General features: G+C 71.5%; 14 protein-coding genes. 8 read left to right on the forward strand and 6 right to left on the reverse strand.

From position 1 onward, the window contains the following. Positions 1–62 precede the first annotated feature (62 nt). The 3 genes from Sdi02f_RS30555 (at position 63) to Sdi02f_RS30565 (ending at position 2880) form a co-directional block, all read left to right on the forward strand. Positions 63–986, forward strand: coding sequence for an ABC transporter ATP-binding protein (locus Sdi02f_RS30555; RefSeq protein ID WP_063788322.1), 924 nt, complete (start codon positions 63–65; stop codon positions 984–986). Next, positions 983–1792, forward strand: coding sequence for an ABC transporter permease (locus Sdi02f_RS30560; protein WP_053638612.1), 810 nt, complete (start codon positions 983–985; stop codon positions 1790–1792). Before Sdi02f_RS30555 ends, Sdi02f_RS30560 begins: the two co-directional genes overlap by 4 nt. A 65-nt stretch (positions 1793–1857) precedes the next feature. Beyond that, on the forward strand, positions 1858–2880 hold the full coding sequence (locus Sdi02f_RS30565; RefSeq protein WP_051849734.1) for a COX15/CtaA family protein: 1023 nt from the start codon (positions 1858–1860) through the stop codon (positions 2878–2880). On the opposite strand, the gene Sdi02f_RS30570 is transcribed toward Sdi02f_RS30565, so the two are convergent. The 4 genes from Sdi02f_RS30570 to Sdi02f_RS30585 form a co-directional block, all read right to left on the reverse strand. Then, the gene (locus Sdi02f_RS30570; RefSeq protein ID WP_174843418.1) at positions 2835–3578 is read right to left on the reverse strand and encodes a nucleotidyltransferase domain-containing protein; all 744 of its coding nucleotides are present in this window, start codon (positions 3576–3578) and stop codon (positions 2835–2837) included. The genes Sdi02f_RS30565 and Sdi02f_RS30570 overlap by 46 nt on opposite strands. Before the next feature lie 39 nt (positions 3579–3617). Then, positions 3618–4724: an amidohydrolase family protein gene (locus Sdi02f_RS30575; protein ID WP_108934386.1), complete on the reverse strand. Its 1107-nt coding sequence runs from the start codon at positions 4722–4724 to the stop codon at positions 3618–3620. A gap of 98 nt (positions 4725–4822) precedes the next feature. After that, positions 4823–5191: a hypothetical protein gene (locus Sdi02f_RS30580; protein WP_053638610.1), complete on the reverse strand. Its 369-nt coding sequence runs from the start codon at positions 5189–5191 to the stop codon at positions 4823–4825. Positions 5192–5289: 98 nt separating this feature from the next. After that, on the reverse strand, positions 5290–6276 hold the full coding sequence (locus Sdi02f_RS30585; protein WP_078869602.1) for a heme o synthase: 987 nt from the start codon (positions 6274–6276) through the stop codon (positions 5290–5292). Positions 6277–6647: 371 nt separating this feature from the next. On the opposite strand from Sdi02f_RS30585, the gene tkt reads away from it, so the two are divergent. The 5 genes from tkt to pgl are packed head-to-tail and all read left to right on the forward strand — an operon-like array spanning position 6648 to position 13246. Further along, positions 6648–8735 carry a transketolase gene (gene tkt, locus Sdi02f_RS30595; protein ID WP_108934387.1) on the forward strand — a complete coding sequence of 696 codons (2088 nt, stop codon included), beginning with the start codon at positions 6648–6650 and terminating at the stop codon, positions 8733–8735. A gap of 34 nt (positions 8736–8769) precedes the next feature. Then, positions 8770–9888, forward strand: coding sequence for a transaldolase (gene tal / locus Sdi02f_RS30600; protein ID WP_030403761.1), 1119 nt, complete (start codon positions 8770–8772; stop codon positions 9886–9888). Positions 9889–9891: 3 nt separating this feature from the next. Next, positions 9892–11415, forward strand: a complete 1524-nt coding sequence (gene zwf, locus Sdi02f_RS30605; protein ID WP_055469499.1) for a glucose-6-phosphate dehydrogenase — start codon at positions 9892–9894, stop codon at positions 11413–11415. Then, positions 11412–12464, forward strand: coding sequence for a glucose-6-phosphate dehydrogenase assembly protein OpcA (opcA, locus tag Sdi02f_RS30610; RefSeq protein ID WP_030403759.1), 1053 nt, complete (start codon positions 11412–11414; stop codon positions 12462–12464). Before zwf ends, opcA begins: the two co-directional genes overlap by 4 nt. After that, positions 12461–13246, forward strand: coding sequence for a 6-phosphogluconolactonase (gene pgl / locus Sdi02f_RS30615; protein ID WP_108934388.1), 786 nt, complete (start codon positions 12461–12463; stop codon positions 13244–13246). Before opcA ends, pgl begins: the two co-directional genes overlap by 4 nt. A 66-nt stretch (positions 13247–13312) precedes the next feature. On the opposite strand, the gene Sdi02f_RS30620 is transcribed toward pgl, so the two are convergent. Together Sdi02f_RS30620 and pgi are read right to left on the reverse strand one after the other, a co-directional pair. Beyond that, positions 13313–14236 (reverse strand): hypothetical protein, encoded by a 924-nt coding sequence (locus Sdi02f_RS30620; RefSeq protein ID WP_108934389.1) that lies wholly within the window; start codon positions 14234–14236, stop codon positions 13313–13315. Positions 14237–14284: 48 nt separating this feature from the next. Further along, positions 14285–15937: a glucose-6-phosphate isomerase gene (gene pgi, locus Sdi02f_RS30625; protein WP_055469498.1), complete on the reverse strand. Its 1653-nt coding sequence runs from the start codon at positions 15935–15937 to the stop codon at positions 14285–14287. Between the last annotated feature and the right edge of the window lie 75 nt (positions 15938–16012).

Here is a 16012-nt window from a genome sequence, read left to right on the forward strand (position 1 = left end):
GCGAGCGGGTTTTCCACACCCCCGCGCCCGCCCGGCCGTCCGTCTCCCTAAACTCGTGACTCATGCGAAGCGAGCCCGTGCTCCAGGTCCAGGCCCTGGTGAAGCGGTACGGCACGAAGACCGCGGTGAACGGCCTCGACCTGGTGGCCCGCACGGGTGTCACCGCCGTGCTCGGCCCCAACGGGGCGGGCAAGACGACCACCGTCGAGACCTGCGAGGGGTACCGCAGACCGGACTCCGGCACGGTGCGCGTGCTCGGCCTCGACCCGGTGGGCCAGGGCGCCGAGCTGCGCCCTCGGATCGGCGTCATGCTCCAGTCCGGCGGCGTCTACTCCGGCGCCCGCGCGGACGAGATGCTGCGCCACGTGGCGAAGCTGCACGCCCATCCGCTGGACGTCGACGCGCTGATCGAGCGGCTCGGTCTCGGCTCGTGCGGCCGCACCACGTACCGCAGGCTCTCGGGCGGACAGCAGCAGCGGCTCGCCCTCGCGATGGCCGTGGTGGGCCGCCCGGAGCTGGTCTTCCTCGACGAGCCGACCGCCGGCCTCGACCCGCAGGCCCGCCGCGCCACCTGGGACCTCGTACGGGACCTGCGCGGCGACGGTGTCTCGGTGATCCTCACCACGCACCACATGGACGAGGCCGAGCAACTGGCCGACGACGTCGCCATCGTCGACGCCGGCCGGGTCGTCGCCCACGGCTCCCCGGAGGAGCTGTGCCGCGGCGGCGCCGAGAACACCCTGCGGTTCACGGGCCGGCCGGGACTGGACCTCGCGTCCCTGCTCAAGGCGCTGCCCCCGGACTCCTCGGCCGCCGAGCCGACGCCGGGCTCCTACCGGGTCAACGGCGGCATCGACCCGCAACTGCTGGCGACGGTGACCTCCTGGTGCGCCCAGCACGGGGTGATGCCCGACCGGATCTCGGTGGAGCGGCACACACTGGAGGACGTCTTTCTGGAGCTGACGGGCAAGGAGCTGCGCGGGTGACCACGACCACAGGGACGCCGGGCGACACGGGAACGCCCGGGGCCGCGGGCACGTACGCGCCACGGCCCGGCGCCGCACCGCTCGGGCGCATGATCGCGGCGCAGGCCGTGCTCGAGACCAAGATGCTGCTGCGCAACGGCGAACAGCTGCTGCTGACGGTGATCATCCCGACGCTGCTGCTCGTGCTGTTCAGCTCCGTGGACATCATCGACACCGGCGCCGCAGAGGCGGTCGACTTCCTCGCCCCCGGCGTCCTCGCGCTCGCGGTGATGTCGACGGCGTTCACCGGGCAGGCCATCGCCACCGGCTTCGAGCGCCGGTACGGGGTGCTGAAGCGGCTGGCCTCCTCCCCCCTGCCGCGCTGGGCCCTGATGACGGCGAAGACCGCGTCGGTGCTGGTCACCGAGGTGCTGCAGATCGTGCTGCTGACCGTGATCGCCCTCGCGCTGGGCTGGTCGCCGCACGGGAACCCGGCGGCCGTGCTGCTCCTCCTGGTCCTCGGCACCGCCGCCTTCTCCGGGCTCGGGCTGCTGATGGCGGGCACGCTGAAGGCGGAGGCCACGCTCGCCGCCGCCAACCTGGTCTTCCTGCTGCTCCTGGTGGGCGGCGGAGTGATCGTGCCGCTGGACAGGTTCCCGGACGCGGCGCAGAGCGTGCTGGGGCTGCTGCCGATCTCCGCCCTGTCGGACGGGCTGCGCGACGTGCTCCAGCAGGGCGCCTCGATGCCCTGGGGCGACCTGGGCATCCTCGCCGTGTGGTCGGTCGTGGGACTCGCGGCCGCCGGGAAGTTCTTCCGCTGGGAGTAGGAACACATGCCGGACCCGGGCTTCAGGACGACCCTCGTGAAAGCGTGCACAAGCGGGCGCCTACGATGGACGGCGTGCCAAACGTGACCCGCGCCGACGCCGCAGCCGCCGTGCGCAATCCGCTCGCCTTCATCGCCGCGCGCTGGACCCCGGCCCCCCGGACGGTCCAGCGGGCGGCCCTCGCGCCTCTCGTGATGTCCGTGGTCATCGTCGTCACCGGCGGCGCCGTCCGGCTCACCGGCTCCGGTCTCGGCTGTCCGACCTGGCCCAAGTGCACCGACGACTCGCTCACCACCACGAGCGAGATGGGCTTCCACGGCGTCATCGAGTTCGGCAACCGCATGCTGACCTACGTGCTGTGCGCCGCGGTCGGCTGGGCGATCATCGCGGCACGCTCGCAGAAGCCCTACCGGCGCAGCCTCACCCTGCTGGGGTGGGCGCAGTTCTGGGTGGTGATGAGCAACGCGGTGCTCGGCGGCATCGTCGTGCTCGTCGGCCTCAACCCGTACACGGTCGCGGCCCACTTCGTGGCCACGACCGTGCTCCTCGCCCTGGCCACGGTGATGTGGCAGCGCACCCGGGAGGGCGACACGGCACCGCGCCCGCTGGTCGGCAGGTCCGTGCAGCAGCTGGTGTGGGTGATGGTCGTCGTCTCCGCGCTGCTGATCCTGGTCGGCACCGTGGTCACCGGCGCGGGACCGCACGCGGGTGACTCCAGTGACGTACCGCGCATGCCGGTCGACTGGGAGACGATCAGCAAGGCCCACGCCGTCCTGGCGTGGATCGTGGTGACGCTGGCCTTCGCCCTGTGGTTCGTGCTGAAGGCGGTCGACGCGCCCAAGGGCCCGCTGGCGCGCACCCGGGACCTGTTCCTGGTGCTGCTGGCGCAGGGGGCCATCGGCTATGTCCAGTACTTCACCGACCTGCCCGAGGTGCTGGTCGGCCTGCACATGTTCGGCTCGTGCGTGATGTGGATCGCGGTGCTGCGCGTGCTGCTGTCGCTGCGCGAGCGGCCCGAGGAGACGGTGTCCGGGTTGCCCGCTCAGGAGTACGACGCCACCAGCGTGTCGATGGCCGGGCCCAGGTAGCTCCGGGTCAGCTCGGCGCGGCGGGCGGTCCACTCCGCCGTGGCCGCGGGCCGCGTGCCGTTCCCGTACCGCCGCTCGGCGACGTCCTCGACGACCTCGCCGGGCGCGCCGAGCGCGGGCAGTTCCTCCAGGGCCTCCCGCTTGGTGATCAGGCGGCCCTCGCGCAGCGTGACGGTGGCGCGGGCGAAGGTGAGCAGGCCCAGGTCGACCCAGACGTCCTGCCGCCACAGCTCCGCCCTGCGCACGTGCGGCCGCCAGAAGTCCCGCTGGTCGCGGACGACGAACCCGGCCAGCTCCGGGTCCGCCACCGGCGGCAGCAGCTGCCCCGGCGACTCGCCGTGCAGGACGCGGCCGAAGCTGCGGAGTTCACGCCGGGTGACCGGGGTGACCGTCCGCCTGAAGAGCTGCTGGTGGGCCCAGGTCGGATGCCGCCGGTCGGGGTCGGCGACCGTGTCCGGCGACAGGTACGTGCAGTGCAGCAGTCCGGCCAGGGGTTCGTGGCGCAGCCGGGCGTGGAGCAGCCCGAGCCGCCAGGCCGTGCGGGCCGTGGCCGGCCGGGGCAGGACCGCGATCAGGTCCAGGTCGCTGCGGCCCTCCTGGTAGTCCCCCGCGCCCAGTGAACCGTGCGCCCACACGGCGACGGGGTCGAGGGGCGTGAGGCCGGTGAGGAAGCGGTCGAGCAGGGCGTCGGTCGGCATGCGGCCAGTTTCGACGACGCGCTCCGCCGTGTACACCCGTCACTCCAGCCGGTACACCCGCCCCGCGTTCCCCGAGGCGATCATCCCCGCGACCCGCTCGGCGTCCCCCGGCGACCACGCCCCCTCGGCCACCCAGGCGCCCAGCACCCGGCCGAGGGCCTCGCGGAACAGCCGGGCGGCGACGACGTGCAGCTCGGGCAGCCCCTGGGCGCCGCTGGAGAAGAGGATCTTGCCGAAGGGGGCCAGCTCCAGGATCTCCGCGAGGACCGTCGCCGCACGGGCGCCGGTGCGCACCAGGGCGGCGCCGGAGTCGGCGTAGACGTGCGGGAAGACGCCGGCCAGGTGGGCGGCGTGGCGGTGGTACGGGTAGCCGTGCAGCAGGACCAGGTCGGTGCCGAGACCGGCGGTGGCCCGCACGAAGTCGGTGAGCAGGACCGGGTCGGTGCGGTCGATGCGCAGGCCCGGTTCGCCCAGCCCCGCGTGCAGTTGGAGCGGCAGGCCGGAGGCGACGGCGATCCACAGCAGGTGCCGCAGCAGCACCGGGTCGCTCAGTTCCCCGCCGACCTCGCGCCCGGTCAGCCAGCGGGCGGCGGCCCCGCGCACCTCGCCCGCGCCGGGCGGCTCGGGGGCGAGGGCGAGACCGTGCCGCATCCCGGCGACGGAGGTGAAGGCGACCGCGTCGGCGGCGGCGCCGTGCACGGCCTCGGCGAGGTTGGCGAGGAAGGACTCGACGGTGCCGGAGGTGTCGGCGACCTGCTCGGCGAGCAGTTCCAGGCGGACGACCTCCCGCGCCTCGGCGTCCGCGGCCGAGGCCATCTCGGCGGGGCCCGTGAGGTCGCCGGGCAGCCCGGCGTCGACCAGGAAGGTGGTGATGCCGCTGCCGCGCAGCAGCCGGCGGTCGGCCTCCATGACGCCCAGTTCGCGGCGCCGGGCCAGGTAGCGGGCGGGCGGACAGTGCGGTTCCAGGCCGAGCAGGGGCGGGCACCAGCGGCGTACCGCGAAGCCGGTCTGGGTGTCGAAGAGGGTGGTCCCCGGGGCGGGCGGCCCCTCGGTACGGGCGAGCCGGGCCTCGAAGGTGCCGAGACCCAGCTCCGTTCTCAGGACGCCGTGGCAGTACTGGTCCACCAGGGACGGCGTTTCGATCATCCGGGCTCCCCGTGCTGGGACCGTGTGCCGCGCGGCTCGTGCGCCTCGCGGCCCGCGCGCCTCGCGGCTTCCTACGGTCCTAACGGGTGAACCCGGTCTCAGGTGTTGCTCGGGCCTCCGAGCTGGAGGCCCGCCATGCGCGACCACTCGTAGCGGCCCGTGGCGACCTTGGCCGCGAACTCGCCGTCGAACTCCTCGTGGACCGTGATCCCGGAGCGCTCCACGGCCTTCCGCGCCCGCTCGGGGGTCCGCGCCACGAGGTCGCCCCAGGCGCCGTCCTCACCGACGAGCACGATGCGGGCGCCGCGCTCGCCGAGGTAGGCCACCTGGGCCTCGGCGCCGCCGTGGGCCTTGGCGAAGGACGCGATCCGCCCGGCCGCCCGGTTCACCTCGTACGCGTCCCACCGCTCGGCCCAGCCGCGCCTGGCGCCGGCCTGCTCCGTGTCCACCTGCTGCGTGTCTGCCATGACCAGGATGCTACCGACGGGTAGATCGAACGGCGACGGGCGGGGTGCGTGGCCTTGACCACGCGCCCCGCCCGTCGGACGGCTCCACCGGAGGGTGCTCAGCGCAGGAAGGGGTCCACCGCGATCGCCAGGAACAGCACCGAGACGTAGGTGATGGACCAGTGGAACAGCCGCATCTCCTTGAGCTTGGTGCCCGTGACCTCGGCCTTGGCGCGGTTCTGCAGCCCGTGCGCCTCCCACAGCCACATGCCGCCGGCCGCCACGGCGACCACCGTGTAGAACCAGCCGGTGTACCCGAGCGGCGTCAGCAGCAGCGACACGGCGACCATCACCCAGCTGTAGATGACGATCTGCCGCGCGACGACCTTGTTGGAGGCGATCACCGGGAGCATCGGCACGCCGACGCGCGCGTAGTCCTCCTTGACCTTCATGGACAGCGGCCAGTAGTGCGGCGGCGTCCAGAAGAACATCACGCCGAAGAGGATGATCGGCGCCCACGACATCGAGTCGGTCACGGCCGACCAGCCGATGAGCACCGGCAGACAGCCCGCGATGCCGCCCCAGACGATGTTCTGGGAGGTACGGCGCTTGAGGATCATCGTGTAGACGACGACGTAGAAGAGGAGCGCGCCGAGCGACAGCCAGGCCGACAGCCAGTTGACGGTGAACCCGAACAACAGCGTCGAGACGATCGCCAGGGCGATGCCGAAGACGAGGCACTCGACCGGACTGACCATGCCGGTCACCAGCGGGCGCTGCGAGGTCCGGTCCATCAACGCGTCGATGTCGCGGTCGATGTACATGTTCAGCGCGTTGGCGCCGCCGGCCGACAGATAGCCGCCGATACAGGTCAGCAGCACCAGCTTCAGATTCGGAACACCCTGCTCGGCCAGGAACATCACCGGCACGGTGGTGATCAGCAGAAGCTCGATGATCCGCGGCTTGGTCAGCGCCACGAACGCCTTGACACGGGCCCCGAACGGCCGGTGACTCGGGCCCCGGCTCGTCCCGATATCCCCCATTGCCTTAAGGGTATGGGGGGTACCCCCACCCGCAGGACGGGATTCAACGGCCGTCACGCACACCCCTGACAGAGACATCCCAGCAAGCCCGACCGTGTGAAGCGGCGGTAAAGGCTCGCGCGTACCACGCCACTTTAGACGTTGCCCATACCTCGGTCTTCGCGGGGGTGGGCTCGTGTTGGCACCGGTGCTCCGACGTGCGTGCGGAGAGTCGATTGAGCAGTCAGATGAGCGGCCGCGTATTCACTTGCCGAATGCGGTTTCACCCAGTCGGCAGGCGGATCGGGAAGAGTCCCGGCAGTCTGGTTTCCAGCGGAAAAGCGCACGTACTCGCAGGGGTAGGCTCGGCCATGGCCGGCCGACTCACGGACGCGCCGGCAGCCGGTGCACCCGTGTACCGGCAACCGACATGTGGAGAGGAGCCCTGACTCAGGGTGAGCACCAAGCCGACCACCACAGACCTCGAGTGGACCGAACTGGACCAGCGGGCCGTGGACACCGCCCGCGTCCTGGCCGCCGATGCCGTACAGAAGGTTGGCAACGGCCATCCGGGTACGGCGATGAGCCTGGCGCCCGCCGCCTACACCCTCTTCCAGAAGGTGATGCGGCACGACCCCGCCGACGCGAACTGGGTCGGACGGGACCGCTTCGTGCTGTCCGCCGGCCACTCGTCCCTGACCCTCTACACCCAGCTCTACCTGGCCGGCTTCGGCCTGGAGCTGGCGGACCTGGAGTCCTTCCGCACCTGGGGTTCCAAGACCCCCGGCCACCCGGAGTACGGCCACACCACCGGCGTGGAGACCACGACCGGCCCGCTGGGCCAGGGTGTCGCCAACGCGGTGGGCATGGCGATGGCCGCCCGCTACGAGCGCGGTCTGTTCGACCCGGAGGCTCCCGAGGGCGAGTCCCCCTTCGACCACTTCGTCTACTGCATCGCCGGTGACGGCTGCCTCCAGGAGGGCATCTCCGCCGAGGCGTCCTCGACGGCCGGCCACCAGAAGCTCGGCAACCTGGTGCTGCTGTGGGACGACAACCACATCTCCATCGAGGGCGACACCGAGACCGCCGTCTCCGAGGACACCTGCAAGCGGTACGAGGCCTACGGCTGGCACGTCCAGCGCGTCGCCCCGAAGCCGGACGGCGACCTGGACCCCCACGCGATTTACGCCGCGATCGAGGCGGCCAAGAAGGTCACCGACCGGCCGTCGTTCATCGCCATGCGCTCGATCATCGCCTGGCCCGCCCCGAACGCGCAGAACACCGAGGCCGCGCACGGCTCGGCGCTCGGCGACGACGAGGTCGCCGCGACCAAGCGGGTCCTGGGCTTCGACCCGGAGAAGACCTTCGAGGTCTCCGACGAGGTCATCGCGCACACCCGCAGGGCCCTGGAGAAGGGCCAGGCGGCCCGCGCGGTGTGGGAGAAGTCCTTCCAGCAGTGGCGGGACAACAACCCGGAGCGCGCCGCCGAGTACGACCGCGTCGCCAAGGGCGAGCTGCCCCGGGGCTGGGAGGAGAAGATCCCGGTCTTCGAGGCGGGCAAGGGCCTGGCGACCCGCGCCGCGTCCGGCAAGGTGCTCCAGGCGCTCGGCGCGGTGGTCCCGGAGCTGTGGGGCGGCTCGGCCGACCTGGCCGGCTCGAACAACACGACCATCGACAAGACGTCGTCGTTCCTCCCGGCGGGCAACCCGCTGCCGGAGGCCGACCCGTACGGCCGCACCATCCACTTCGGCATCCGCGAGCACGCGATGGCCGCGGAGATGAACGGCATCGCGCTGCACGGCAACACCCGCATCTACGGCGGCACGTTCCTGGTCTTCTCCGACTACATGCGCAACGCGGTCCGGCTGTCCGCGCTGATGCACCTGCCGGTGACGTACGTGTGGACGCACGACTCCATCGGCCTCGGCGAGGACGGCCCGACCCACCAGCCGGTCGAGCACCTGGCCTCGCTGCGCGCCATCCCGGGCCTGAACGTGGTCCGCCCGGCCGACGCCAACGAGACGGCGATCGCCTGGCGCGAGATCATGCGCCGCTGGACGAAGGAGTTCGGCAAGGGCCGGCCGCACGGTCTGGCGCTGACCCGCCAGGGCGTGCCGACCTACGAGCCCAACGAGGACGCGGCCAAGGGCGGCTACGTGCTGTTCGAGGCCGAGGGCGGCGAGCCCCAGGTGATCCTCATCGCCACCGGCTCCGAGGTGCACGTGGCCGCCGGGGCGCGCGAGCAGCTCCAGGCCGACGGTGTGCCGACCCGTGTGGTGTCCATGCCGTCCGTCGAGTGGTTCGAGGAGCAGGACCAGGGGTACCGGGACAGCGTCCTGCCCCCGTCCGTGAAGGCCCGGGTCGCGGTCGAGGCCGGGATCGGACTGACCTGGCACAAGTACGTGGGGGACGCCGGCCGCATCGTCTCCCTGGAGCACTTCGGTGCCTCGGCGGACGCCAAGGTGCTCTTCCAGGAGTTCGGCTTCACCGCCGAGAACGTGACTTCCGCGGCGCGGGAATCCCTGGCCGCCGCCCAGCGCTGACGCTCGTATACGACACGTAGGAGATGCATTTTCCATGACAGACGCACTCAAGCGCCTCTCCGATGAAGGCGTGGCGATCTGGCTGGACGACCTGTCGCGCAAGCGGATCACGTCCGGCAACCTCGCCGAGCTGATCGACCAGCAGCACGTCGTGGGCGTCACCACCAACCCGTCGATCTTCCAGAAGGCGATCTCGCAGGGCGACGGCTACGACACGCAGCTCACCGACCTCGCCGCCCGCGAGGTGACGGTCGAAGAGGCCATCCGCATGATCACCACGGCGGACGTGCGGGACGCCGCCGACATCCTGCGCCCGGTGTTCGACAACACCGGCGGCAAGGACGGCCGGGTCTCCATCGAGGTCGACCCGCGCCTGGCCCACAACACCCGCGCGACGGTCGCCGAGGCCAAGCAGCTCGCCTGGCTGGTGGACCGGCCCAACACGCTGATCAAGATCCCGGCCACCGAGGCGGGCATCCCGGCGATCGCCGAGACCATCGGCCTGGGCATCAGCGTCAACGTCACGCTGATCTTCTCGCTGGAGCGCTACCGCAAGGTCATGGACGCCTTCCTGACCGGCCTGGAGAAGGCCAAGGAGCGCGGCCTGGACCTCTCCCAGATCCACTCGGTGGCGTCCTTCTTCGTGTCCCGCGTGGACACCGAGATCGACAAGCGGATCGACGCGCTCGGCACCGACGAGGCCAAGGCCCTGCGCGGCAAGGCCGCCGTCGCCAACGCCCGCCTGGCCTACCAGGCGTACGAGGAGGTCTTCGGCACCGACCGCTGGGCCGCCCTGGAGAAGGCCGGCGCCAACAAGCAGCGTCCGCTGTGGGCGTCGACCGGCGTGAAGGACAAGGCGTACAGCGACACCATGTACGTCACCGACCTGGTCGCGCCGAACACGGTCAACACCATGCCGGAGGCCACGCTGCTGGCCACCGAGGACCACGGCGAGATCAAGGGCAACGCCGTCGCCGGCACCTACGAGCAGGCCCGCGCCGACCTCGACGCGGTCGAGAAGCTGGGCATCTCCTACGACGAGGTGGTCCAGCTCCTGGAGGAGGAGGGCGTCGAGAAGTTCGAGGCGTCCTGGAACGACCTGCTGAAGTCCACGGAGGCGGAGCTCAAGCGCCTCGCTCCGTCGAAGGGCTGACCATTGTCGAGCAGCAATCCGCTGCGTGACCCCGCAGACCGACGGCTCCCGCGCATCGCGGGGCCGTCGGGTCTGGTCATTTTCGGCGTCACCGGCGATCTGTCCCGCAAGAAGCTCATGCCCGCCGTGTACGACCTCGCCAACCGGGGTCTGCTGCCGCCGGGCTTCTCGCTCGTCGGGTTCGCCCGGCGCGACTGGGAGCACGAGGACTTCGCCCAGGTCGTGCACGACGCCGTCAAGGAGCACTCCCGCACCCCGTTCCGCGAGGAGGTCTGGCAGCAGCTCATCCAGGGGATGCGCTTCGTCCAGGGCACCTTCGACGACGACGAGGCGTTCGAGCGGCTGCGCGGCACCATCGAGGAGCTGGACAAGGCCCAGGGCACGGGCGGCAACTTCGCCTTCTACCTCTCGGTGCCGCCGAAGTCCTTCCCGGTGGTCATCCAGCAGCTGAAGAAGCACGGGCTGGCGGACCAGTCGAGCGGTTCCTGGCGGCGCGCGGTGATCGAGAAGCCGTTCGGCCACGACCTGAGGTCGGCCGAGGAGCTGAACGCGATCGTCCACGAGGTCTTCGCCCCGGACCAGGTCTTCCGCATCGACCACTACCTGGGCAAGGAGACCGTCCAGAACATCCTGGCGCTGCGCTTCGCCAACACGATGTTCGAGCCGATCTGGAACCGGTCCTACGTCGACCACGTGCAGATCACGATGGCCGAGGACATCGGCATCGGCGGCCGGGCCGGCTACTACGACGGCATCGGCGCGGCGCGCGACGTCATCCAGAACCACCTGCTCCAACTGCTCGCGCTGACCGCCATGGAGGAGCCCGCCTCCTTCGACGCGGACGCGCTGGCGGCGGAGAAGACCAAGGTGCTCGGCGCGGTCCGGCTCCCCAAGGACCTGGGCCGGGACACCGTGCGCGGCCAGTACGCGGCCGGCTGGCAGGGCGGCGCCCAGGCCGTCGGCTACCTCGAAGAGGACGGCATCGACCCCAAGTCGAAGACCGACACCTACGCCGCGATCAAGGTCGGCATCGACAACCGCCGCTGGGCGGGCGTCCCCTTCTACCTGCGCACCGGCAAGCGCCTGGGCCGCCGCGTCACCGAGATCGCGGTGGTCTTCCAGCGGGCCCCGCACTCCCCCTTCGACACGACGGCCACCGAGGAACTCGGCTCGAACGCGATCGTCATCCGCGTCCAGCCCGACGAGGGCGTCACCGTCCGCTTCGGTTCCAAGGTGCCGGGCACGTCGATGGAGATCCGGGACGTGTCGATGGACTTCGCCTACGGCGAGTCCTTCACGGAGTCCAGCCCGGAGGCGTACGAGCGCCTCATCCTCGACGTCCTGCTCGGCGACGCCAACCTCTTCCCGCGCACGGAGGAGGTCGAGCTGTCCTGGAAGATCCTCGACCCGATCGAGGAGTACTGGGACCAGCACGGCACCCCGGCCCAGTACCCGGCCGGTACCTGGGGACCCGCGGAGGCGGACGACATGCTGGAGCGAGACGGACGGAGCTGGCGCCGGCCATGAAGACAGACCTCACGGACACCACGGCCAGCAAGATCAACAAGGCGCTGGTGCTGGGCCGCCGGGCGATCGGCACCCCGGCCGTCGGCATGGTGCTCACCCTGGTCATCGTCACCGACGAGGAGAACGCCTACGACGCGCTGAGGGCCGCGAGCGACGCCGCGCACGAGCACCCCTCGCGCACGCTCGTCGTCATCAAGCGCGTCTCCCGCTCGCCCCGGGACCGCACCACGTCCCGGCTGGACGCCGAGGTCCGCCTCGGTGCCGACGCGGGCACCGGCGAGACGATCGTGCTGCGGCTGTACGGCGACGTCGTCGACCACGCCCAGTCGGTGGTCCTGCCGCTGCTGCTGCCGGACGCGCCGGTCGTGGTGTGGTGGCCGGTGAACGCGCCGCTGGATCCGGCGCGGGACCCGCTCGGCGCGCTCGCCCAGCGCCGGGTCACCGACACCTACGCCTGCGAGGAGCCCATACGGGAGCTGGTGGCCCGCGCCGACGCCTACGCGCCGGGCGACACCGACCTCTCCTGGACCCGCATCACGCCGTGGCGCTCGATGCTGGCGGCGGCTCTGGACCAGGTCGACTGCGAGGTGCAGTCGGTCGAGGTGGAGGGCGAGGAGTACAACCCGAGCTGCGAGCTGCTCGCGATGTGGCTCGCGGACCGGCTGGACGTGCCGGTGCGGCGCACGGTGTCGGACGGGCCGGGTCTGACCGCGGTCCGCATGGACACCGACTGCGGTCCGGTCGTCCTGGACCGGGCCGACGGCTCGCTGGCGAACCTCTCCATCCAGGGCCAGCCCGGCCGCGCGGTGGCGCTCAAGCGCCGGGAGACGGCCGAGCTGATCGCCGAGGAACTGCGGCGCCTGGACCCGGACGACACGTACGCCTCGGCGCTGCGGTACGGGGTGGACCGGTTGAACGCGCCGGCCAAAGGAGACCCGGCCGGCGAAGACGGCCTCGCGGTCGCCGCTCCCGTCGGGACGGTCGCGAAGGCGCCCGCGAAGGACGCGGCGCGGGAGAAGACACCGGTGAGGAAGGCGGCGGCGAAATGAGCGACACCCCGCAGCTGGTCGTGCACCGCGACAAGGAGCTGATGGCCGAGGCCGCGGCGGCCCGCCTGATCACGAAGATCGTGGACGCGCAGGCCTCCCGGGGCAGCGCGTCCGTGGTCCTCACCGGCGGCCGCAACGGCAACGGTCTGCTCGCGGCGCTGGCCGCCTCCCCGGCCCGGGACGCGATCGACTGGGGCCGGCTCGACCTGTGGTGGGGCGACGAGCGCTTCCTGCCGGAGGGCGACCCGGAGCGCAACGTCACCCAGGCGCGCGAGGCGCTGCTCGACGCGGTGCCGCTCGACCCCAAGCGCGTGCACGCGATGGCGGCCTCCGACGGCCCCTACGGCTCGGACGTGGAGGCGGCGGCCACCGCCTACGCGCAGGAGCTGGCCACGGCGTCGGTGCCCGAGAACCACGCCGCGGTCCCGTCCTTCGACGTGCTGCTGCTCGGCGTCGGCCCGGACACCCACGTGGCCTCGCTCTTCCCGGAGCACCCGGGGGTGCGGGAGACCGAGCGCACGGTGATCGGCGTCCACGGCTCCCCCAAGCCGCCGCCCATCCGCATCTCCCTGACCCTGCCCGCGATCCGCGCCGCCCGTGAGGTGTGGCTGCTGGCGGCGGGCGAGGACAAGGCGAACGCGGTGGCGATGGCCCTGTCCGGCGCGGGCGAGATCCAGGCCCCGGCGGCGGGCGCCCGGGGCCGCGCCCGCACCCTGTGGCTCCTCGACTCGGCGGCGGCGTCCCGGCTCCCCCGGTCGCTGTACCCGCCGGCGTCGGCGTAGCTCCGGCACGGCACGAGAACGCCGGGTTCCGCATGGGCGGAGCCCGGCGTTCGTGCTGCGCGGGCCTCAGGGAGTGCGGGGACCGCGGTGGCCCGGCGCGTACGGCGGCGGGGGCGGCGTGCCGGGGTGGTGCGGTCCGGGGGCGTACGGGTTGCCGGCTCCCGCGGGCGGATACGGGTGCCCGAAGGGGTTGCCCTGCGGCGGTACGTGCGGCAGCCCGGTCGGCGGGAGGTGGCCGGGGAACGGCGGACAGGTCGCCGGGTGGGCCTTCAGCCGGATTCCGTAGCGCCGCTTGAGCCGCCCCATCTCCAGCAGGGCGATCACGGTGACGGTCACGGGGGCACCCAGGATGAAGACGACGCCGAGGGTGAGGCTCAGCCCGTGGAGATCTCCCGTGACGAGGTCCGGGAGGGCCATCAGCCAGCTCGTCACCGTGGCGAGCAGCGCCGGGAGGCAGCGGTGCACGGCGGCGGTGCCGAAGAAGTTGCCGGAGACGCGGACGGCGCCCCAGACCACGAAGCCGAGCATCCACAGCATCGCCAGGCCACCGACCATGATCACCAGCGGGTTGCCCGTGGCGTTGATCGTCGTCACCAGCATCACCAGGGCGGCGACGCAGCCGACGAACAGCAGCAGCAGCTTGAGCGCGTTCAGCAGCGACACGCGAAGCTGGCGCACGGTGCCGGTGTGCCGCCAGAGGCAGAGCATCACGCCGACCACCAGCGGGGTGATGAACAGCAGGACGACGGAGGCCGTCAGCGCGTTCTCCATCAGCTCGGTCATGTCGAAGCCGCCCTCGAAGAGGGTGTAGACACCGATCGAGGCGACCGCGCCCCCGATGACCCTGATCCGCTTGAGCCGCTCGATCGACGGATCGAGCGACGGCGGGATCCACCTGGGGTGGAACACCGCCGTCGCGACCTGCTTGGGATTGAGCAGGGACCGGGCCGTCAGCCTGCCACCGGTCCAACTGCCGCGCGAACGCGCCACCTTGTTCCCCCGAACGACTCGCTGTGATGATCGCCGGGGGATTCTACGTCACTTCCTGCCGCGCAATTCCCGGTAGGCGGCCACCAGCGCGGCCGTGGACGGATCGAGGCCGGGCACGTCGGCGCCCTCGGTGAGGGCCGGTTCGACGCGCTTGGCGAGCACCTTGCCGAGCTCGACGCCCCACTGGTCGAAGGAGTCGATGTTCCAGATCGCGCCCTGGACGAACACCTTGTGCTCGTAGAGCGCGACGAGCTGGCCGAGGACGGACGGGGTCAGCTCGGCGGCCAGGATCGTCGTCGTCGGGTGGTCGCCGCGGAAGGTCTTGTGCGGGACCAGTTCCTCGGGCACCCCTTCGGCGCGCACCTCGTCGGGGGTCTTGCCGAAGGCGAGGGCCTGGGTCTGCGCGAAGAAGTTGGCCATCAGCAGGTCGTGCTGGGCCTTGAGCCCCTCGCCCAGTTCGTCCACGGGCCGCGCGAAGCCGATGAAGTCCGCCGGGATCAGCTTCGTGCCCTGGTGGATCAACTGGTAGTAGGCGTGCTGCCCGTTGGTGCCGGGCGTCCCCCAGACCACCGGCCCGGTCTGCCAGTGCACCGCATTACCCTCGCGGTCCACCGACTTGCCGTTGGACTCCATGTCGAGCTGCTGGAGGTACGCCGTGAACTTCGACAGGTAGTGCGAGTACGGCAGCACCGCGTGCGACTGCGCGCCCAGGAAGTCGCCGTACCAGACGCCCAGCAGACCCAGCAGCAACGGCACGTTGGACTCGGCGGGGGCGGTGCGGAAGTGTTCGTCGACGATGCGGAAGCCGTCGAGCATCTCGCGGAAGCGGTCCGGCCCGATGGCGATCATCAGGGACAGGCCGATGGCCGAGTCGAACGAGTACCGGCCGCCGACCCAGTCCCAGAACTCGAACATGTTGGCCGTGTCGATGCCGAAGTCCGCGACCTTCTCGGCGTTCGTGGACAGCGCCACGAAGTGCCGTGCGACCGCGGCGTCGTCGCCGAGCGCGTCCAGCAGCCAGGTCCGGGCGGAGGTGGCGTTGGTGACCGTCTCGATGGTGGTGAAGGTCTTGGAGGCGATGACGAACAGCGTCTCGGCGGGGTCGAGGTCGCGGACCGCCTCGTGCAGGTCGGCGCCGTCCACGTTGGAGACGAAGCGGACCGTGAGCGAGCGGTCGGTGAAGGCCCGCAGCGCCTCGTAGGCCATCGCGGGGCCCAGGTCCGAGCCGCCGATGCCGACGTTGACGACGTTCTTGATGCGCTTGCCGGTGTGCCCGGTCCACGCACCGCCGCGGACCCGGTCGGCGAAGCCGGCCATCCTGTCGAGCACCGCGTGCACCTTGGGGACGACGTTCTCGCCGTCGACCTCGATCACCGCGTCCCGCGGGGCCCGCAGCGCGGTGTGCAGGACGGCCCGGTCCTCGGTGATGTTGATGCGCTCACCGCGGAACATGGCGTCCCGCAGCCCGAACACGTCGGTCGCCGCGGCCAGTTCCCGCAGCAGCCGCAGCGTCTCGTCCGTGACGAGGTGCTTGGAGTAGTCGACGTGGAGGTCGCCCGCACGGAGCGTCCAGCCGGTGCCGCGCCCCGGATCTGCGGCGAACAGTTCGCGCAGGCGCACCTGGCCGAGCTGCTCGCGGTGCTTGGCCAGCGCGGCCCATTCGGGCGTCTGGTGGAGCCTGGTGCGGCCGTCTGCGTTCATGTCGGACGTCAGCCTTCTTCCTTGGGTGTCCCAGCTCTCAGGCCGTTCCAACCTAAATGATCAGGAGTGAGGGCG

The organism is Streptomyces ardesiacus (genome assembly GCF_003112575.1).
In the GTDB taxonomy this organism is placed as follows: Bacteria; Actinomycetota; Actinomycetes; order Streptomycetales; family Streptomycetaceae; genus Streptomyces; species Streptomyces ardesiacus.

Bases quoted from the DNA above. Each gene is read 5' to 3' on its own strand.
- pgi (WP_055469498.1), bottom strand. From the start codon at position 15,937: ATGAACGCAGACGGCCGCACCAGGCTCCACCAGACGCCCGAATGGGCC.
- Sdi02f_RS30575 (WP_108934386.1), bottom strand. From the start codon at position 4,724: ATGATCGAAACGCCGTCCCTGGTGGACCAGTACTGCCACGGCGTCCTG.
- tal (WP_030403761.1), top strand. From the start codon at position 8,770: ATGACAGACGCACTCAAGCGCCTCTCCGATGAAGGCGTGGCGATCTGG.
- Sdi02f_RS30570 (WP_174843418.1), bottom strand. From the start codon at position 3,578: ATGCCGACCGACGCCCTGCTCGACCGCTTCCTCACCGGCCTCACGCCC.
- pgl (WP_108934388.1), top strand. From the start codon at position 12,461: ATGAGCGACACCCCGCAGCTGGTCGTGCACCGCGACAAGGAGCTGATG.
- Sdi02f_RS30555 (WP_063788322.1), top strand. From the start codon at position 63: ATGCGAAGCGAGCCCGTGCTCCAGGTCCAGGCCCTGGTGAAGCGGTAC.
- Sdi02f_RS30565 (WP_051849734.1), top strand. From the start codon at position 1,858: ATGGACGGCGTGCCAAACGTGACCCGCGCCGACGCCGCAGCCGCCGTG.
- opcA (WP_030403759.1), top strand. From the start codon at position 11,412: ATGAAGACAGACCTCACGGACACCACGGCCAGCAAGATCAACAAGGCG.
- Sdi02f_RS30580 (WP_053638610.1), bottom strand. From the start codon at position 5,191: ATGGCAGACACGCAGCAGGTGGACACGGAGCAGGCCGGCGCCAGGCGC.